18 protein-coding genes are annotated in these 18294 nt (G+C 37.7%); 14 read left to right on the forward strand and 4 right to left on the reverse strand.

The window, feature by feature from the left end:
* The first annotated feature begins 8 nt into the window (after positions 1 to 8).
* The 7 genes from G5B37_RS12600 to rlmN all read left to right on the forward strand — a co-directional run bounded on the left by G5B37_RS12600 (position 9) and on the right by rlmN (position 7890).
* A complete protein-coding gene (locus tag G5B37_RS12600; RefSeq protein ID WP_164680383.1) occupies positions 9 to 2030 on the forward strand; it encodes a DUF3857 domain-containing protein in 2022 nt (673 codons plus the stop codon).
* Position 2031: 1 nt separating this feature from the next.
* On the forward strand, positions 2032 to 2358 hold the full coding sequence (locus tag G5B37_RS12605) for a nucleotide pyrophosphohydrolase (protein ID WP_164680384.1): 327 nt from the start codon (positions 2032 to 2034) through the stop codon (positions 2356 to 2358).
* Entirely contained in the window at positions 2358 to 2594 is a 237-nt protein-coding gene (locus G5B37_RS12610; RefSeq protein ID WP_164680385.1) for a hypothetical protein, read from the forward strand. Before G5B37_RS12605 ends, G5B37_RS12610 begins: the two co-directional genes overlap by 1 nt.
* Positions 2591 to 3826 (forward strand): 3-phosphoshikimate 1-carboxyvinyltransferase, encoded by a 1236-nt coding sequence (locus G5B37_RS12615; RefSeq protein ID WP_164680386.1) that lies wholly within the window; start codon positions 2591 to 2593, stop codon positions 3824 to 3826. Before G5B37_RS12610 ends, G5B37_RS12615 begins: the two co-directional genes overlap by 4 nt.
* 112 nt (positions 3827 to 3938) lie before the next feature.
* Positions 3939 to 4988, forward strand: a complete 1050-nt coding sequence (queA, locus tag G5B37_RS12620; RefSeq protein ID WP_164680947.1) for a tRNA preQ1(34) S-adenosylmethionine ribosyltransferase-isomerase QueA — start codon at positions 3939 to 3941, stop codon at positions 4986 to 4988.
* 126 nt (positions 4989 to 5114) lie between these two features.
* A complete protein-coding gene (locus G5B37_RS12625) occupies positions 5115 to 6776 on the forward strand; it encodes a T9SS type A sorting domain-containing protein (protein WP_164680387.1) in 1662 nt (553 codons plus the stop codon).
* A 70-nt stretch (positions 6777 to 6846) separates the two neighbouring features.
* Positions 6847 to 7890, forward strand: a complete 1044-nt coding sequence (rlmN, locus tag G5B37_RS12630) for a 23S rRNA (adenine(2503)-C(2))-methyltransferase RlmN (protein WP_164680388.1) — start codon at positions 6847 to 6849, stop codon at positions 7888 to 7890.
* A gap of 73 nt (positions 7891 to 7963) precedes the next feature.
* Here rlmN and G5B37_RS12635 read toward each other — a convergent pair whose 3' ends face one another.
* A complete protein-coding gene (locus G5B37_RS12635; RefSeq protein WP_164680389.1) occupies positions 7964 to 8830 on the reverse strand; it encodes a T9SS type A sorting domain-containing protein in 867 nt (288 codons plus the stop codon).
* A gap of 101 nt (positions 8831 to 8931) precedes the next feature.
* Here G5B37_RS12635 and G5B37_RS12640 point away from each other — a divergent pair, with 101 nt between their 5' ends.
* From G5B37_RS12640 to dnaG, 5 genes are all read left to right on the forward strand, one after another.
* Entirely contained in the window at positions 8932 to 9909 is a 978-nt protein-coding gene (locus tag G5B37_RS12640) for a polyprenyl synthetase family protein (RefSeq protein WP_164680390.1), read from the forward strand.
* A gap of 153 nt (positions 9910 to 10062) precedes the next feature.
* Entirely contained in the window at positions 10063 to 10629 is a 567-nt protein-coding gene (locus G5B37_RS12645) for an RNA polymerase sigma factor (RefSeq protein ID WP_164680391.1), read from the forward strand.
* Positions 10616 to 11386 carry a hypothetical protein gene (locus tag G5B37_RS12650; protein WP_164680392.1) on the forward strand — a complete coding sequence of 257 codons (771 nt, stop codon included), beginning with the start codon at positions 10616 to 10618 and terminating at the stop codon, positions 11384 to 11386. The genes G5B37_RS12645 and G5B37_RS12650 overlap by 14 nt, the downstream gene beginning before the upstream one ends.
* A gap of 71 nt (positions 11387 to 11457) precedes the next feature.
* Positions 11458 to 12522 carry a PorT family protein gene (locus tag G5B37_RS12655; RefSeq protein WP_164680393.1) on the forward strand — a complete coding sequence of 355 codons (1065 nt, stop codon included), beginning with the start codon at positions 11458 to 11460 and terminating at the stop codon, positions 12520 to 12522.
* 132 nt (positions 12523 to 12654) lie between these two features.
* A complete protein-coding gene (gene dnaG / locus G5B37_RS12660) occupies positions 12655 to 14619 on the forward strand; it encodes a DNA primase (protein ID WP_164680394.1) in 1965 nt (654 codons plus the stop codon).
* A 5-nt stretch (positions 14620 to 14624) separates the two neighbouring features.
* Here the strand turns inward: dnaG and G5B37_RS12665 are convergent, their stop codons facing one another.
* Entirely contained in the window at positions 14625 to 15257 is a 633-nt protein-coding gene (locus G5B37_RS12665) for a response regulator (RefSeq protein WP_164680395.1), read from the reverse strand.
* A 152-nt stretch (positions 15258 to 15409) separates the two neighbouring features.
* On the reverse strand, positions 15410 to 16201 hold the full coding sequence (nadE, locus tag G5B37_RS12670; protein ID WP_164680396.1) for an NAD(+) synthase: 792 nt from the start codon (positions 16199 to 16201) through the stop codon (positions 15410 to 15412).
* Positions 16202 to 16308: 107 nt separating this feature from the next.
* Here nadE and gldB point away from each other — a divergent pair, with 107 nt between their 5' ends.
* On the forward strand, positions 16309 to 17268 hold the full coding sequence (gene gldB / locus G5B37_RS12675) for a gliding motility lipoprotein GldB (RefSeq protein ID WP_164680397.1): 960 nt from the start codon (positions 16309 to 16311) through the stop codon (positions 17266 to 17268).
* A complete protein-coding gene (gene gldC, locus G5B37_RS12680) occupies positions 17268 to 17600 on the forward strand; it encodes a gliding motility protein GldC (protein ID WP_164680398.1) in 333 nt (110 codons plus the stop codon). Before gldB ends, gldC begins: the two co-directional genes overlap by 1 nt.
* 9 nt (positions 17601 to 17609) lie before the next feature.
* Here the strand turns inward: gldC and yihA are convergent, their stop codons facing one another.
* Positions 17610 to 18233 carry a ribosome biogenesis GTP-binding protein YihA/YsxC gene (gene yihA, locus G5B37_RS12685; protein WP_164680399.1) on the reverse strand — a complete coding sequence of 208 codons (624 nt, stop codon included), beginning with the start codon at positions 18231 to 18233 and terminating at the stop codon, positions 17610 to 17612.
* Between the last annotated feature and the right edge of the window lie 61 nt (positions 18234 to 18294).

Genomic DNA, 18294 nt, shown 5'->3' on the forward strand with positions numbered 1-18294 from the left:
CCATCACTATGAAATTTAATTACACCCTCTTCTGCTTACTATTTGTTTCAACAGTAGTTCAGGCGCAAAATTTTAAATACGGAAAAGTCTCCAAAGCCGAATTAGCCGAGAAATCGAATGCCTCATATCCCGAGGCAGACGCTACTGTGTTGTACCGAGAGTATAATGTAGAATTTTTTTACAAGCAGGATGAAGGTTTTTCTCAAAAACGCACCGTTCATGAGCGTATTAAAATTTATACTAAGGAAGGTGCAGAATGGGCAAATCAAACTGTTGTAACCTATGATAATGGCGGAACCAGAGAAACATTCGATTTAAAAGGGGTAACGTACAACCTTGAAGGCGGAAGCATAAAAAAACAAAAACTTCAAAAAAGTGGAATCTTTGAAGAACGCAGAAACAAATACCGTAAAAACAATAAGTTTACCATGCCAGATATACGTCCAGGAAGCGTTATTGAATATGAGTACGTTATAGAATCTCCGTTTAGAAGTATTAACGATATCGACCTACAATACACTATCCCAATTAATAAAGAAGTGGTAGAACTGAAGGTGCCAGAATTTTATGTCTATAACATACAGTCTAACCCAAAAGCTACGGTTGCTTATAATTTTGAAACCGATTCTAAAACAATTGAGTTAAACTTTAAAGCTAGAAGCGGCGTTGGTTCAGCAAATTACGGAAGCTACAACTCAAATAATAGTGCCACAGAAGCAGGAACTAGAACGTATAAGGAAATTAAATACTCATTAGACGAGAGCAATATACCACCGCTAAAGACCGAACCTTTTGTTGATAATTTATGGAACTACCAAGGACGTTCTATATGGGAGTTCGCGATGTTTAACAACCCGAATGGCATACCTGAAAACGTTGCCAAAAGCTGGAGCGCAGTAACCAAAAGTATTTACGACAGTGAAGACTTTGTAAGTCAGATAAAAAAATCTGATTACTACGAAAACGATTTGCAGACCGTTTTAGCAGAAGCTACGAGTCCAGAGCAAAAGATGGCAACTATTTTAGCCTTTGTTAAAAACAAAGTAAAATGGAATAAATATGTAGGTTATTATCCAGATAATGGCGTGAAGAAAGCCTATAAAGAAGGATTGGGTAACACGGCAGATATAAATTTAATGCTGGTATCTATGCTTCAAAATGCAGGCTTAACAACCTATCCAGTTTTAGTTAGCACCAAGGAGAACGGAATTCCTGTATATCCAACACTAGAAGGTTTTAACTATGTAGTAGCTGCTGTAAATGAAAATGGTAAATATTATATCCTAGATGCAACAGATCCGTTTTCTAATGTAAATCTACTTCCAGAACGTGCTATGAATTGGCAAGGCAGACTTATTAGACCAGACGGTACTTCAGACTGGGTTGGTCTTTACCCAGGTTATGTGTCTAAAAAACTAACATACGTTCAGGCCGAAATAAACCAAGAAGATATTTTGGTGAAAGTGCGCGAACGAAAAGGAGGGCATTTTGCCAAGCAATACCGAAAAGAATATGCGGGTACAGCAAACGAAGCGCAAGTAAAATCTGTAGACACAGGAAGTGAAGCCGTAGAGATTTCTGAGTACGAAGCAAAAGATGTAATGAGCGTTAAAGAAAATATGAGCGTAAGCTATACCGCTACTTCAAATAGTCTGGTAGAAGAAATTGCAGGAGATTTGTACGTTTCGCCTATGCTGTTCTTTGCACAAACAGAAAATCCGTTTAAAGATTCGAGCAGAATATATCCTATATTTTTTGAATACCCACGGTCTGAAAAATATAACGTTTCAATAAAAATCCCAGAAGGCTACAAGGTAAAATCATTGCCAGAAGCAATTAAGGCTAACTTAGCAAACAACACAGGTAGTTATACCTATTTGGTGAAAGAAGCGCCGGGTATTGTGCAACTAGCTGTATCTTTAGATATTAATACACCAATCGTTCTTCCTCAAGATTATGAGTATGTAAAGGGCATGTTCTCTCAAATTACTGAAAAAGAAAAGGAAAAGATTGTGTTTACAAAATTATAGAATGAACTTACAACACGCCCAGAAAGCTGTAGATGATTGGATTCAAGAACATGGAGTTCGCTACTTCAACGAGCTTACCAATATGGCCCAACTAACTGAAGAAGTTGGTGAAGTGGCACGAATTATTGCAAGACGTTATGGTGAACAAAGTGAAAAGGAAAGCGATATAAGTAAAGACCTTGGTGAAGAATTAGCCGATGTTGTTTTTGTAGTACTTTGTTTGGCAAACCAAACAGGGGTAGATTTACAAACGGCTTTCGACGCCAAAATGAAACTTAAAGCCAAACGTGATCATGATAGGCATCACGGCAACGAAAAACTGAAATAATGTTTAAGCGCATCGTTACTCATAAAGGATATTGGAAATCGGTTCTAGTACTCAGCCTTGTGTATGGTGTTATTATGTACGTAATTCAATGGGGGTTTAAAGGTAGGTGGACCGGTATTTTTCAAGCCTCTTTTAAAGTCTTAGCCGTATTTGTGTTAGGGAGTTTTATAGTTGGTTTTGCAATTACCTACGGAAAGTTCTGGCGAAAGCTAAAAGAACAAGAGTATCGAAAATGAAAGTGCTATTAAACGCTTCTAAGCAGCCCGCTGTACCAACAACATTGGCAATTACAGGTTCTAAAAGTGAAACCAATAGGTTGTTGCTTTTACAAGCGTTGTATCCCAACCTGAAGATAAAAAACACCTCTGCTAGCGACGATAGTAAAGTTCTAACCAAGGCGCTTACTATAAAGAGTGGTACCGTAGATGTACATCATGCAGGAACAGCTATGCGTTTTTTAACAGCCTATTTTACTGCGTTACCAGGGTCTGAAGTAGTGCTAACAGGAAGTGAGCGTATGCAGCAGCGACCCATTGGCGTGCTCGTAGACGCGCTTAGAAAACTTGGGGGTTCTATTTCATATGTAAAAAAGGAAGGATACCCGCCGCTAAAAATTTCAGGTAAAAATCTTCAGAAAAATGTTACAACGTTACGTGCAGATGTAAGTAGCCAGTTTATTTCAGCCCTGCTTCTAATGGCACCTGCATTGCCAAACGGACTCTCACTTTCTTTGCTAGGCACCATTACTTCAAAACCATATTTAGATATGACGCTAGATTTGTTAGCTGCGTTAGATGTTGCGTATAGGTTTGAAGGTAACTCAATTACCATCTCGCATAAACCAACGATTCAAGATACAACCATTGTGGTAGAAAGTGACTGGAGCTCTGCCTCATACTTTTACAGTGCAGTGGCGCTTTCAGATAGCTTAGAAATTACTCTTACAAGTTATAAAGCCGAAAGTTTACAGGGTGATGGCGCATTAAATAAACTATACAAATCTCTTGGGGTGTCTACTCGTTTTAATTCTGAAAATGAAAGCATCACATTGTTTAAGAATAATAGTGTTGTTGCAACAACGTATAAAGCAGATTTGTCTAACACCCCCGATATCGCGCAAACTATTGCGGTAACATGCTTCGGTTTAGGTATTGGGTGTCATCTCACAGGGCTGCATACGCTAAAAATTAAAGAAACAGATCGGTTGCTAGCATTGCAGCTTGAACTGCGTAAATTGGGTGCAACAGTAGATATTTCCGAAGATAGCATACAACTTGAGGCTACTAGTGCTATACTTTCAGATGTAGCAATTAAAACCTATAACGACCATCGTATGGCTATGGCATTTGCTCCTTTAGCCTTTAAGACTTCACTTACTATTTTAGATGCCGAAGTAGTTTCAAAATCGTTTCCAACATTTTGGGAAGATCTTCAAAAAGTTGGTATTTCAGTACAAAAAGAAGCATAATTAGACCGTAAATAAAAGGTTGTCGAAAAGATAATGTGCTATTTACTTGACAACCCCTATGCTGAGGTTGTATATTTGCTACTTTTTAAAACAAACAGCTACCATTATGGGAATGAAATTATCTAACTTCAGCTTTAACCTACCAGAAGAGTTACTTGCCGAATATCCTGCGCCAAATCGCGATGAGGCACGACTCATGGTTTTAAATCGAAAGGAGCAGACGATAGAGCATAAAATGTTTAAAGATTTAATAGATTATTTTGAAGAAGATGATATATTGGTGTTAAACAATACAAAGGTTTTTCCTGCTAGACTCTACGGAAATAAAGAGAAAACAGGAGCGCGTATCGAAGTGTTTTTATTACGTGAACTAAATCCTGAAACTCGTTTGTGGGATGTATTGGTAGATCCTGCACGTAAAATTAGAATCGGTAATAAATTATACTTTGGTGAAGACGAATCGTTAGTTGCCGAAGTTATAGATAATACAACAAGTCGTGGGCGTACCCTTCGATTTTTGTTCGATGGTTCTTATGAAGAATTTAGAAACAAACTTACAGAATTAGGAGAAACACCGCTTCCTAAGTATATTAAAAGAGAAGTAGAACCTGAAGACGCAGATAGATATCAAACTATTTTTGCCAAGAATGAAGGTGCTGTAGCGGCTCCTACCGCTGGATTACACTTTTCTAGACATTTACTAAAGCGCTTAGAGATTAACGGAGTAAAATTTGCAGAAGTTACCTTGCACGTAGGCTTAGGAACTTTTAGTCCGGTAGAAGTAGAAGATTTGTCTAAGCATAAAATGGATAGCGAAGAAATAGCAATTGCAAAAGATGCTGTTGCTACCATTAATGAAGGTATAGCAAAAAAGAAGCGTATTTGCGCTGTAGGAACTACAGTGATGCGTGCACTAGAAAGCTCTGTATCTTCTAATGCAACGTTAAATGATTACGAAGGGTGGACCAACAAATTTATTTTTCCGCCATACGACTTTAGTATTGCCAACATGATGGTAACTAACTTCCATACACCAAAATCTACTCTTTTAATGATGGTGTCGGCATTTGCTGGGCACGATTTTATCAAGAAGGCATACGCCGAAGCGATAAAAGAGAAGTACCGTTTCTATACATATGGAGACGCCATGCTTATCATCTAATAAATACAAATCATAGCGTAAATCCCGACCATTGGTCGGGATTTATTGTTTTACGGCTATAAGGTTTTATAAAATCATTTTTTTCAAGTATATTAGATTGCTTTTTAGACAACTAACTATCATTTTTTGAAGAAAATAGTACTCCTTTTTAGCTGTTTGTTTGTTACCCTCATATCACTTGGGCAGGGTGGCGATGCTATGGTTCCTATAAGTTGGGAGTACGATATAGAAAGCTCTTTTGTGCCAATAGAATTACCAGAAATAGACTTTTCTCTAATTAGACAACAAGATAGTATTAACGATCTAGACAAGTCTCAACCGTGGCGATATGGAATACAACAGGAAATTTCAGTAAACCTGAAAACCCAAGGAGAACGCACGATATTAGACAATGGTGATAAACTGTGGCGCATTGCATTTAGATCTTCAAATGCCGTAAATCTCAGTGTTAATTTTAATAAGTTTTATCTTCCTTCTGGCACACATCTACAATTATATAGCGGCAATCATGAAGATGTTTCAAAAGCGTATACAAATCGAGATAACAGAGTGAATCAACGTGCTGGCACTTGGTATATTGAAGGAGAGGAAATCTGGATAGAGTATTTTGAACCAGCTGAAACTACAGGTATTTTTAAAATAGAAATTGAAAGTGTAATACATGGTTATAGAATGGGGGCTATCTCTCAATTTGTAGAAGGTACACGAGGGCTTAACGATTCTGGTGCTTGTAATTACGATGTGAACTGTAGGGTGGGTGACGACTTTGATGGTCTTAAAGATAACTTGAAGAAATCTGTAGCACTTTTAAATTTAGGAAATGGGTATTTGTGTTCTTCTGTACTCGTTAATAATGCAGAACAAGACAAAACTCCGTATATACTTACCGCAAATCATTGTTTACAGAATAGCAATCCAGATTTATGGTCAGCTCGTTTTAATTGGGTGAGTCCAAATCCGGTATGTGGTAAAGATGAAAACACAGAAGACCTTCAAAATAACTTCACCATGAGCGGTGCGATTCTTCGAGCTAATAATGCAAAGTCAGATTTCGCATTAGTTGAACTATCAAATGAAATTCCAGACACATGGGATGTAGCTTTTGCAGGTTGGGACAATACAGATGTAGCACCCATTTTTGAGGTGGGTATACACCATCCAAATGGTGACATCATGAAAGTTTGTAGAGATAATACAGGTGCCACAAAAGAGAATGCGCAGGGCACCGAAGTCTGGCTTATTGGAGGTTTAAGTGAAGGTACTGGTAACGGCTGGGAAATAGGAACTACCGAAAGTGGCTCGTCAGGATCTCCGTTGTTTAACCAAAATGGCCATGTTATTGGGCAGCTGTATGCTGGTTTATCTTCTTGCAACGGCGAAGAAAATAATAACGAATATGATATTTACGGGCGTTTTGGAATTTCTTGGGACGCAGGAACTACCCCAGAAACACGACTTCACGACTGGTTAGACCCACTAAATTCTGGAGCAACAACCGTAAATACGCTTTCAAATATTCTGAACGTGAACGATGTAGAATTTGTGGGAGACTTGCAAATCTATCCGAACCCTGCAAATACTTTCATTACTGTTATGAATAGTAAATACCCAGAGTTGTCATATGGTCTGTATGATGTTTCAGGAAAGAAAATTAGCTCAGGCTCTTTACATGCTACCGCAAATACCATTGTTGTTTCTGATATTTCTGAAGGTATCTATTTCTTACACTTAGTAGATGAAGATAGTGGCAATACTATTACTAAACGTATTGTTGTAAAACATTCATAAAACATTCTTCCCTTTTCTTTCCTTTCTTGGTTCCGGCCCTTGTTCTTTCGTTTTGTAGTACTTTTGTAGCATGAAGAAGGAAGGCAAAAAAGATATACGCGCACTTACCAAAGAACAACTTAGAGATTTTTTTACCTCTATTGGGCAACAGCCTTTTCGAGGAAACCAAATTTATGAATGGTTATGGAGTAAGGGTAGTCATACCTTTGATGATATGACCAATATCTCTAAAGAAACGCGCGCCCTGCTAAAGGAACATTTCGTTATTAACCATATTAAAGTAGATAGTCTTCAAAAGAGTAACGATGGTACCATAAAGAACGCAGTAAAACTACACGACGGACTCGTAGTGGAATCGGTGTTGATTCCTACGGAAACTAGAACTACGGCATGCGTATCGTCTCAAGTAGGATGTAGCTTAGATTGCAAGTTTTGCGCCACCGCGAGGTTGAAGCGAATGCGTAATTTAAATCCAGACGAAATATACGACCAGGTAGTAGCAATACATCGGGAGAGTATGTTGTATCATGATCGCCCCTTGTCTAATATCGTGTTTATGGGAATGGGCGAACCTCTTATGAACTATAAAAATGTTCTTGCTTCTATAGATAAAATAACGTCTGATGAAGGTTTAGGGATGTCGCCAAAACGTATTACCGTATCTACGTCTGGCGTCCCAAAAATGATTAAAAAGCTAGCCGACGATGAGGTTAAATTTAATCTTGCGGTTTCATTACATAGTGCTATTCAGGAAGTTCGCGAAGAGATTATGCCATTTGCAAAACAATTTACTTTAGACGATTTGCAAGAGTCGTTAGAATATTGGTACGCTAAAACTAATAGAAAGATAACCTATGAATATGTGGTTTGGAATGGAATTAATGACACGCCAGAAGCTATACAGGCATTAGTTAGATTCTGCGGGTATGTGCCGTGTAAGGTAAATATTATTGAATACAACCCTATAGACGACGGAGACTTTCAACAGGCTAGTAATGCTGCCTTAGACAAATACATTACGGCACTTGAAAAGCATAGAATTCCTGTAACTGTAAGAAGAAGTAGAGGGAAAGATATAGATGCAGCTTGTGGGCAGCTTGCAAATAAACAATAGGAAGTTAAAAAAAATAAGCGCATAAAAAAGAGCGACCCTTGGGTCGCTCTTTCTATTAAGAATAATTTGTAAATTATTTCTTAGCAATTTTGAAAGTCTTAGCTGTACCGTCGATAGTTACTTGTGCAACGTAGATACCAGCACTCAATGAAGAGATATTGATAACTTCGTTAGTTCCAGATAACTTCTGGTTAACAACTTGCTGTCCAATTACATTGTAAAGAGTAAGACTCTCCATTGTGTTAGCAGCAGATAAGTTTAACTCACCGTTGTTTACGAAGTAGTTGAAGTTAGCGAAAGCTTGGTCTTCAACACTTAAAGAAGCAGCAGTTAAGAATACATCGTCAATAAGAACAGAGTTCTCATCTACAGTATCATAATGTCTGAATACTAAGTAGTAATCTCCAGTTGAACCGTCAAGTGCAGAAGCATCTACAGTTACAGGAGCAGCAGAATCTGCACCGTCTCCAGAAGCACATGTAGCATCATCACCAACAGTAGCAGTGTAAAGAGGAGTAGCTGCAACGATATCGATAGGATCGTTAGAGTCTACTAGTAATACATCATACTTATCAGCGATAAAAGCACCACTTGTTTGGTAAGAACCTACAACATAGTCAATCTGTAATCCAGTTGCTCCAGTAATGTTAATTGGCTGAGAAATTAAAAAGTTGTCTGGTGAGAAAGCTACACCTTCCCAAGAATCAGAATCAGCAGCCAAAGACATCATTGGGTGGTTAGGAGCATCAACAGCAGCAAATGCCGCAATATCAGCTACTTCCCAAAATTCGCCATCTCCATCAACGTCTACAGAATCCCAGAAAGAGAAAGTAACTGCATCTACAGTTTCAGCCTCAAAGTTATCTGAGAAAAGAGTCGCTTGTGCATTCATAGATACTGTTGCTAAAGCAGCAGCAAATAGTAAAGTAATTTTTTTCATAATTATGTTTTATTAATAATAAAGTTATACGCGGTAAATATAACAAAAAAAGGGCTTCTAAAAACTAAAAATTAACCTTTTACTCCTATTTTTGACAAAATATGAAGATTGTAGCACAAATAAAGGATCCTATTGTCCGTGAAATGGAGTATTTCGAGCAGAAATTCTCTAATGCTATGTCTTCTAAAGTTGCGCTCTTAAATAGAATTACACACTATGTAGTAAATAGAAAGGGAAAGCAAATGCGCCCTATGTTTATTTTTCTAATTGCTAAGATGTGTAATGAGGGTGAAATGAACGAACGCACCTATAGAGGCGCGTCGGTGATTGAACTTATTCATACCGCTACCTTAGTACATGACGATGTGGTAGACGACAGTAATAGAAGGCGTGGTTTTTTCTCTTTGAATGCATTGTGGAAAAACAAAATCGCTGTACTAGTGGGCGACTTTTTACTTTCTAAAGGTTTATTGCTTTGTATAGATAACGACGATTTCGACTTATTAAAGATTATTTCTGTTGCTGTAAGAGAAATGAGCGAAGGAGAATTGCTGCAAATAGAGAAAGCTAGAAAACTTGACATTACAGAAGCCGTATATTTTGAAATTATTCGTCAAAAAACGGCGACACTTATTGCCGCTTGTTGTGCTATGGGAGCAAAATCTGTACATGCTTCTGAAGATGATGTAGAAAATCTACGAACCTTTGGCGAACTTATAGGACTAGCATTTCAGATAAAAGACGATTTGTTTGACTACGGCGACGAACAAATAGGAAAACCTACAGGTATAGATATTAAGGAGCAAAAAATGACGCTTCCTTTAATTTACACTTTAAATAACTGTAGTGAAACCAAGAAAAAATGGTTAATTAATTCAGTAAAAAACCATAATAAAGACAGAAAGCGCGTTCGGGAAGTCATTGCTTTTGTAAAAGAATCTGGTGGTTTGGCCTATGCAACTACCAAAATGAAGGAGTACCAACAGCAAGCCCTTCAGCTTTTAGATAAGTACCCCGCTTCTCCGTACAAAGATTCTCTAGAATTAATGGTGAACTACGTAATTGACAGAAAAAAATAGCAGCCTAGCATTTTAGTACTGTAAGAATATATATGCCTTCTTACCCAATGGTTACTGCCTATTTCGTAGTTTCTAAAACTTATTTTATCCCTCAGGCAACCTTTTTTTATAAACCTGCGTCTATTAAATTGAAGCAACTAGCGAAGCATATCTGTGAAACTTATTTCATTACATAAAAACTACGATAAGCTCATTGCGAGAACCAAGAAAGGGAATCGCAAAGCGCAGCATGAGCTTTACCAGCTTTTTGCGCCAAAGATGATGAGCGTTTGTAGACAATATGTAAAAAGTAATGATCTAGCAGAAGAGGTGATGCTTAGCGGATTCTTAAAAGTTTTTACACATATAGCGTCGTACGAAGGTTCTGGAAGTTTTGAAGGATGGATACGTCGCATTATGGTGAACCAGGCAATAAGTGAACTTCGGAAACAGAAGAAATTGTTTTTTCAAGACGAATCTGTTATCGAAAACTCAATTGGCCATGCAACCGAGTTTCCAACAACGCTTGAAGTAGCAGATATTCAGAAGTTGATTGATGCGCTACCAGACGGGTACAAAGCGGTTTTCGTGCTCTATGCAGTAGAAGGATATAAGCACAGTGAGATTGCAGAATTATTGCAAGTTTCTGAAGGAACGTCAAAGTCGCAACTGTCTAAGGCACGTAAAATGCTTCAACAATTAATAAACAAACAAAATCATACCAGTTATGGAACCCAATAAATTTGAAGAACACATTAGAACGCAGCTAGAAGAGCGCGAAATTCAGCCTTCTGAAAATGCATGGGCGACCCTAGAGGCACAGCTGGGTGATAAGAAAGAATCTAATAAAACATTATGGTACGCCATTGCTGCTAGTTTGGTAGCTGTATTAGTAGTTGGCTCATTTCTGCTGAAAGATGATACAAATGTTTCTTCAGAAATTGTACAAGAAACACCGCAAATAGAAGTAGATAACTCTATAGAGCTAACGATTTCCGAAGAAAAAGAAGGTGCAACCAATGACGATACTGTAAATACTACCGAAATTGTTTCAACTAATGAAAAAGCCCTTCCGAAGAAAACCTACAACACAACCCAAATAGCAACCAGTAAAAAACCAATGCAGAAAGTTCAGACAAAAGAACCTGCTGTAGCAATTGCAAGTGTTCAAAAAGACAAAACGCCATCGCCATTAAACCAACCTATTAAAAGAGATTTTGTAGACACTAAAGTAGATGAAGTTGTCGCTCAGGTACAATTACTAAATGCAGGAACGGCTACCGTAACTGCAGAAGCCATCGAAATTTTGTTGCAAAATGCACAAAAAGAAATTGCAACACAGCGTATTCTAAATCAGGCAACCACTCGCGTAGACCCGGCCAGTCTCTTAAATGATGTGGAAACTGAATTAGAACGAGGCTTTAGAGATAAAGTTTTTGATGCCCTTGGCGAAGGCTTCAATAAAGTGCGCACCGCTGTGGTAGAGCGCAATAATTAAATTTCAATTAATATATTTTAATATTCATCAATCACGCTCCTAAACAAGGAGCACTATAAACACGAACAGTTATGAAAATAGTTACAATTAGTATTGCCGTGGTGCTGTGGGCACTAGCATGTAGTTTTAGCATCGCTCAAGAAGCGCTAACTAAGCTAGAGATATTAGAAAAATCTCGTACCGAAGTAGTTAATCAAGAAAAGGAGGCTTTAAAAGAAGAGGTTGAAAATATAAATAAGCAAGTGGAGAAGGGCATCATTACAGTAGAAGAAGCAGCTAACAAAAAGCAGCTTGCAGCAGAAAAGCGAGCCTTGAATATTGAAAATAAGGTGGCTATTATCGATAACAAAATTGAGTTGGTAAAAAGAAATGGTACCGCAAATGAAAAAGGAAAGAATATTTTTTCGATTCAATTTGGAGACAACGAAGACGATGAAAGCACTGGAGAATGGGGGCTATATTTTAGTGATAAGCCAGAGCATAAGCGGAAGTATGATCGCAGAACAAGTTCGCAATTGGTTTTCTCTTTCGGTTTAAACAATGCCATAATTGACGGTCAGTCACTTAGCGACTCTCCCTATAAAATTGGAGGAAGTAGGTATGCCGAATTAGGTTTGGCATGGACAACCCGAGTTTTTAAAGAAAGTAATTTTTTACGTTTTCGATACGGAGTGTCATTTCAATTTAACGGGTTAAAAGCTACAGATAACCGCTATTTTGTTGATACAGGCGCACAAACTGAATTACAGGATTTTGGTCTCGATCTAGATAAGTCGAAGTTTAGAATGGATAATGTAGTAGTGCCAGTACATTTTGAAATTGGTGGCTCACGTAAAATAGAAAAGGAAGACTACTTTAGATATAACACAAATAAGAGTTTTAAACTTGGAGTTGGAGGGTATGCTGGGCTTAACATGAGTGCGCGCCAAAAACTGAAGTTTGATAACGGTGATGAAAAAGTAAAACAAAAATTAAAGGCTGGATACAATACAAATAACTTTATCTATGGTTTAAGTGCCTACGTTGGTTATGGAGATATTTCATTGTATGCTAAATACGATTTAAACACCATTTTTAAGGATAACACAATAGACCAACGTAATGTTTCTCTAGGAGTGCGTTGGGATTGGGATTAGTACTCTATGCATCTGTACTATTTAAAAAAGGTTTTCGTTCTCGGGAACCTTTTTTTGTTATTTGGAATTTTTCTTTTGGAGTTTAATTAAATTACATTTGTGTATCTTCTCTTCGGAAGAAAAATTAGACAATTGATTTCAAGAACCACCATAGACAATGTATTTGAAACCGCCCGAGTCGAGGAGGTTATTGGGGATTTTGTACACCTAAAAAAATCGGGCTCTAATTTTAAAGGGCTTAGCCCATTTAGTGACGAGCGCACGCCCAGTTTTATGGTGTCGCCAGTAAAACAAATATGGAAAGACTTTAGTAGTGGCAAAGGAGGTAATGTAGTGTCTTTTTTAATGGAGCATGAACATTTTACCTATCCGGAAGCTATTAAATATTTGGCCAAAAAGTATGGTGTAGAGATAGAAGAAACTGAGCAAACAGATGAACAAAAGGAGCAAGCTAACGAGCGAGAAAGTTTGTATTTGGTTAGCGAATTTGCCAAAGACTACTTTCATAAAACACTATTAGAAACAGAACAAGGCAAGGCAATTGGTAAAACGTATTTTAAAGAACGCGGATTTACAGATGCTACTATTAAAAAATTTAGTCTTGGATATTCTCCAGATAGTTGGAGCGCCTTTACAGACGAAGCATTAAAAGGTGGCTATCAATTAAGTTTTCTAGAAAAAACAGGCTTAACGATTGTAAAAGGAGACAAAAAATTTGATCGGTTTAAAGGCCGTGTTATGTTTCCTATTTTAAGTATGAGTGGTCGTACGCTTGGTTTTGGAGGTCGTATTTTAACAAGCGACAAAAAAGCTGCTAAGTATTTAAATTCGCCAGAAAGTGATATTTACCACAAAAGCAAAGTACTTTATGGTATTTATCATGCCAAACAGAGTATTGCCAAAGAAGACAATTGCTATTTGGTAGAAGGATATACAGATGTCATTCAATTTCATCAAACAGGTATTGAAAATGTAGTGTCCTCTTCTGGTACTGCACTCACACCAGAACAGATTAGACTTATAAATAGGCTGAGTAAGAACATAACTGTGTTGTTCGATGGTGATGCTGCAGGTCTACGGGCTTCTTTACGCGGGATAGATTTAATCTTGGAGCAAGGCATGAATGTTAAGATATGCACCTTTCCTGAAGGTGAAGATCCAGATAGTTTTGCAAAATCCCATTCATTAGAAGATCTTACGCTATATCTAGAAGAACAGGCACAAGATTTTATAGCGTTTAAGGCATCGCTATTAGCAAAAGAGGCAGAGAACAATCCTATAAAAAAGGCAGATACCATACGCGATATGGTAGTGAGCATTTCAAAGATTCCAGACGCTATAAAACAAGAAGTATATATAAAGGAGTGTTCGCGAATTATGGATATAAGCGAAACGGTACTCTTTAATACGCTAGCGCAGTTACTTCAGAAAGAACGAAGGGATGCTGGAAAAAAGACAACACAACAACAAGAAACTATGCAGGTTATTCCTGCGGAACCCGAAAAGGTGGCGAAAATTGATGTTCAGTTTGAACTTGAGCGTAAAATTATTGAACTGCTATTGCTGTACGGGACGCTAGAGGAAGAATTTGAAGACCTAATACTAGAAACTAACGAAGAAGGTGAAATTTCCTTTACACCAGAGAAATCGAATGCAAAAGTTTTTGAGAAAATTTATCTAGACCTACAAGATGACGAGGTGGAGTTTACGAATACCGATTTTAAAGAACTCTATTTTGAGATTATCAATAGACTAAATCAACAGCAGGACCTTAAAGTTGAAACTCTTGTCAACCAGTTAGAGCCTCACAAAGCAGAGGCAGTTACCGACATTTTAATGCAAGAAGAGAAATATCAATTACATGATTGGGAGCGAAAAGAGATTTTTGTGAAAGAGAAAGATAAGTCGGTGTCTCAAATTGTAAGTGAAACAATTCTAAACCTGCGTAGAGAGTTAGTAGCAAAAAAGATTTCTGAGCTCTCTTCGGAAATAGAACAACAAACACAAGCTGCCGAAAAAGAAAATAGCCTACAAGATATTGTAGACTATTTAACGCTTAAAAAAATTCTTTCAGAAAAATTAAGAAGGGTGTTATAGTAAAACTACCCTAATTGAAACATTCTAGACTGATGTATAAGATCTGCTAGGTTGTCTACTTTCAGTTTTTTCAATAATCTTGTTTTATACGTGCTTACCGTCTTTTCGTTGATATCTAGTGCGTTCGCAATGTCTTTGTTACGCTTTCCACTTGATAGTAAGTTTAAAACTTCAATCTCTCGAGATGATAATTTTTTGTATCGGCTAATAGCACTGCTTTCGCCAACGTTACGACTAGTAAATGTGCTTGTTAGCTCTTCATTTAAGAAAATGCCGCCCTTGGCAATTTTTTTCAAAGCTCCTAAGAAAACTTTGGTACCCGCTGTTTTAGGCACATACCCTGCTGCACCAGACTTAATAGATCGCAATGCGTAAATTTCTTCCGGGTGGGTAGAGAAAATTAGCACTCGCACATTGGGGAATTCTGTTTTAATACTTCTTAAGGCGTTGATGCCATTAATATTTGGCATGTCAATTTCCATGATTAGAATATCTGGTGCTTCCTTTTGAAGTCCTGTATAAAGTTCCTCCCCGGTACTCGCTTTCCCTATAATCGAAAAATTGTCATTTTTCTTTAACATACAGGCAATTCCCTTTCGAGTCACTGGGTGGTGATCTGCTATAAAAATTTTCTTCATTCTTAGTCTTGTTTATAAAGACACACCTTGCAAGGGGAAATTGCTAGGTTGTGTGAGGTTTTTGTAATACTAATACTACAAAACAAAACTAAATAAAATGTTTTTAGGAGTTTGGGAATTTCGTTCAACGTACAGAAAACTCGTTGAAAACACTACTTTTTTAAACTTGGCGGAATTGTACACACCGGAATTGGCTTCATTTTGTGCTGATTAGCGCGATTAAGGCGATAATAGATTTCAAAAACCTGTCGTTTTCTGCCTTCAAAGTCGGTAGCGACTTTCCCTTCGTCTTGCATTTTCATGGCCCATTCAAGCTCGTCGTAACTAGCACCTATTTGATCTTCGTCGGTTCTGCTATCACCAAAAAGTCCGTCTGTTGGAGCTGCATTTAAAATAGATTCTGGAACATCAAGCGCTCGTGCTAATTCATAGACTTCACTTTTTAACAAATCTGCTATCGGACTTAAGTCGACCCCGCCGTCTCCATATTTTGTAAAAAAGCCAACACCAAAATCTTCTACTTTATTTCCAGTACCTGCAACTAGATAGCGATGCAATCCTGCAAAAAAATACAAGGTGGTCATACGCAATCGCGCGCGCGTGTTCGCAAGACTTAGGTCCAGAAAGCTATCGTCTTGTGTAGGTGGTATTTGGTTTTTAAACTCCTCAAAAACAGGTGTTAAATCTACTTGCACATCAGTAACATTGGCAAAACGTTGTTTTAACTGTGCAATATGTTCTTGCGCCCTAGTTACCTGATTTGGATGTTGGTGAATAGGCAATTCTACACATAAGGTTCTAAGTCCGGTTTTTGCACAGAGCGAAGAGGTTAATGCACTGTCTATACCACCGCTAATTCCCAAAACAAATCCATCCATCTTTGCGTTTGCGGCATATTCTTTTAACCAATTAACAATGTGGTCTATTACTTTTTCGGTCTGCATTTGATTGGGTTTACGCGTTATTAGTGGTAATTTTGCAGCACAAATGTAACTTAAAAGTAAAATTTATAAAAATGTACTGCGTTAAACAGTTGCTAATACTACATACTATGAAATATTTGGTGATACTTTGTGCTACGTTTTTGTTATTTGCATGTAATTCAGACAGTGCTTTAGAGAAGGAAATTTCAGCAATACCTATGGAAGCGAAAATTGTTCGTTTCGATAAAGAATTTGCGAATGCTACCCCAGAGTCTCTTGGAGCACTTAAAGCGAAATACCCTGTGTTTTTTCCGAGACAAATTCACGACAGTATTTGGTTAGGGAATATGAGTGATACATTACAGATGCAATTAAATGACGCTGTGGCAAAGCAGTTTCCTTCCGAAGAAACTATAGAAGATCAGCTGCTTCCGTTATTTCAGCACATAAAATATTACTTCCCCGAATTTAAAGCCCCAACCACAGTTACCGTTACTAGCGATGTAGATTACCAGAATAAAGCCATCGTTACAGATACTTTGTTGGTGCTTGCGCTTGATACCTATTTGGGAGCCGATCATGAATTTTATCAAAATATTAAGCAATATTTGGTTAAAAACCTCAAACCTTCTCAGATTGGTCCAGATGTGGCAGAAGCTTATGCTAGACAACTTATTTCTGCCCCGAGTAAGCGCGATTTACTTTCTCAAATGGTGTACTTCGGAAAGGAGCTGTACTTGAAAGATATTTGGCTGCCTTCGGTTACCGATGCCGAAATAATTGGTTACACTGAAGAAGAAATGAAATGGGCAAACGACAATGAAGAAGATATGTGGCGTTATTTTATTGAAAAAGAATTACTGTACAGTACCGACCCGAAAATGGCGCCAAGATTTATTTTTAACGCCCCTTTTTCGAAGTTTTACCTCGAAATAGATAACGAATCACCTGGCATGGTTGGGAGATATATAGGTTGGCAAATTGTGAAAGCTTATATGGAAAAAAACAATACTACCGTACCGCAGCTACTCATTAAAAGTGCCGACGAAATTTTTAAATATTCTAAATACAAACCACAGAAGAACTAATGAAACATCATACTTCAGAAATAAAAATAGACGTAGCGCTAGATGAAAATAAAGTGCCAGAGAAACTGCATTGGTCTGCACCAGATGGAGGTGTAAACAATGAAGAATCTAAGGCAGTATTACTCTCTGTGTGGGACCATAAAGCCAAAGAAGCCTTGCGTATTGACCTATGGACAAAAGATATGCCCCTAGACGAGATGCAGGTGTTTTTTCACCAGACTTTAGTGGCGATGACAGATACGTTTAAACGCGCTACAGGTGATGATAAAATGGCAGACACCATGAAAGATTTTACCGACTATTTTGCTGAAAAATTAGAGCTTAAGAAATAAGCTCATTTGTTAAAAATCGGTTTGCTGTACTTGCTCGCCTATTTCATCATTAATTCGGTTGATATAGTCTAACAAATCTTCACGCCCTTCTGTGTTGCTAGACGAAGTGATAAAGTAATGCGGCATTTCTTCCCAGTCTTGTAGCATTCTTTGTGTGTAGGCCTCAATGTTGCGAGACAAAGCGGCTGGCTTTAGTTTATCGGCTTTAGTAAAGACGATAGAAAAAGCAATTTGATGTTCTCCTAGATACTGCATAAAATCTAAATCGATAGGTTGTGGTTCATGTCTACAATCTACCAATACAAAGGCAAGTACAAGTTGCTTACGCTTTTCAAAATAATTAGTGATAAATTTCTGAAAAGTCTTCTTAGCCTTTTTTGAAACGCGCGCATATCCATAGCCAGGTAAATCTACTAAGTACCAATTTTTGTTAATGATAAAGTGATTGATGAGCTGTGTTTTTCCTGGTCTTCCAGAAGTTTTTGCTAAACTTTTGCGTTGTACTAGCATGTTAATGAGCGACGATTTACCAACATTGCTGCGGCCAATGAAGGCATATTCTGGCAAGCGATTTTTAGGGCACTTGGCCACTTCGCTATTGCTCATTACAAATTCAGCTGACTTAATTTTCAAAACTATAGATTATTAGAAATTTATTTTGGATATGTATCTAGAAGACTTTATTTGATGTTTC

Source organism: Rasiella rasia, assembly GCF_011044175.1.
Classification (GTDB): domain Bacteria; phylum Bacteroidota; class Bacteroidia; order Flavobacteriales; family Flavobacteriaceae; genus Marinirhabdus; species Marinirhabdus rasia.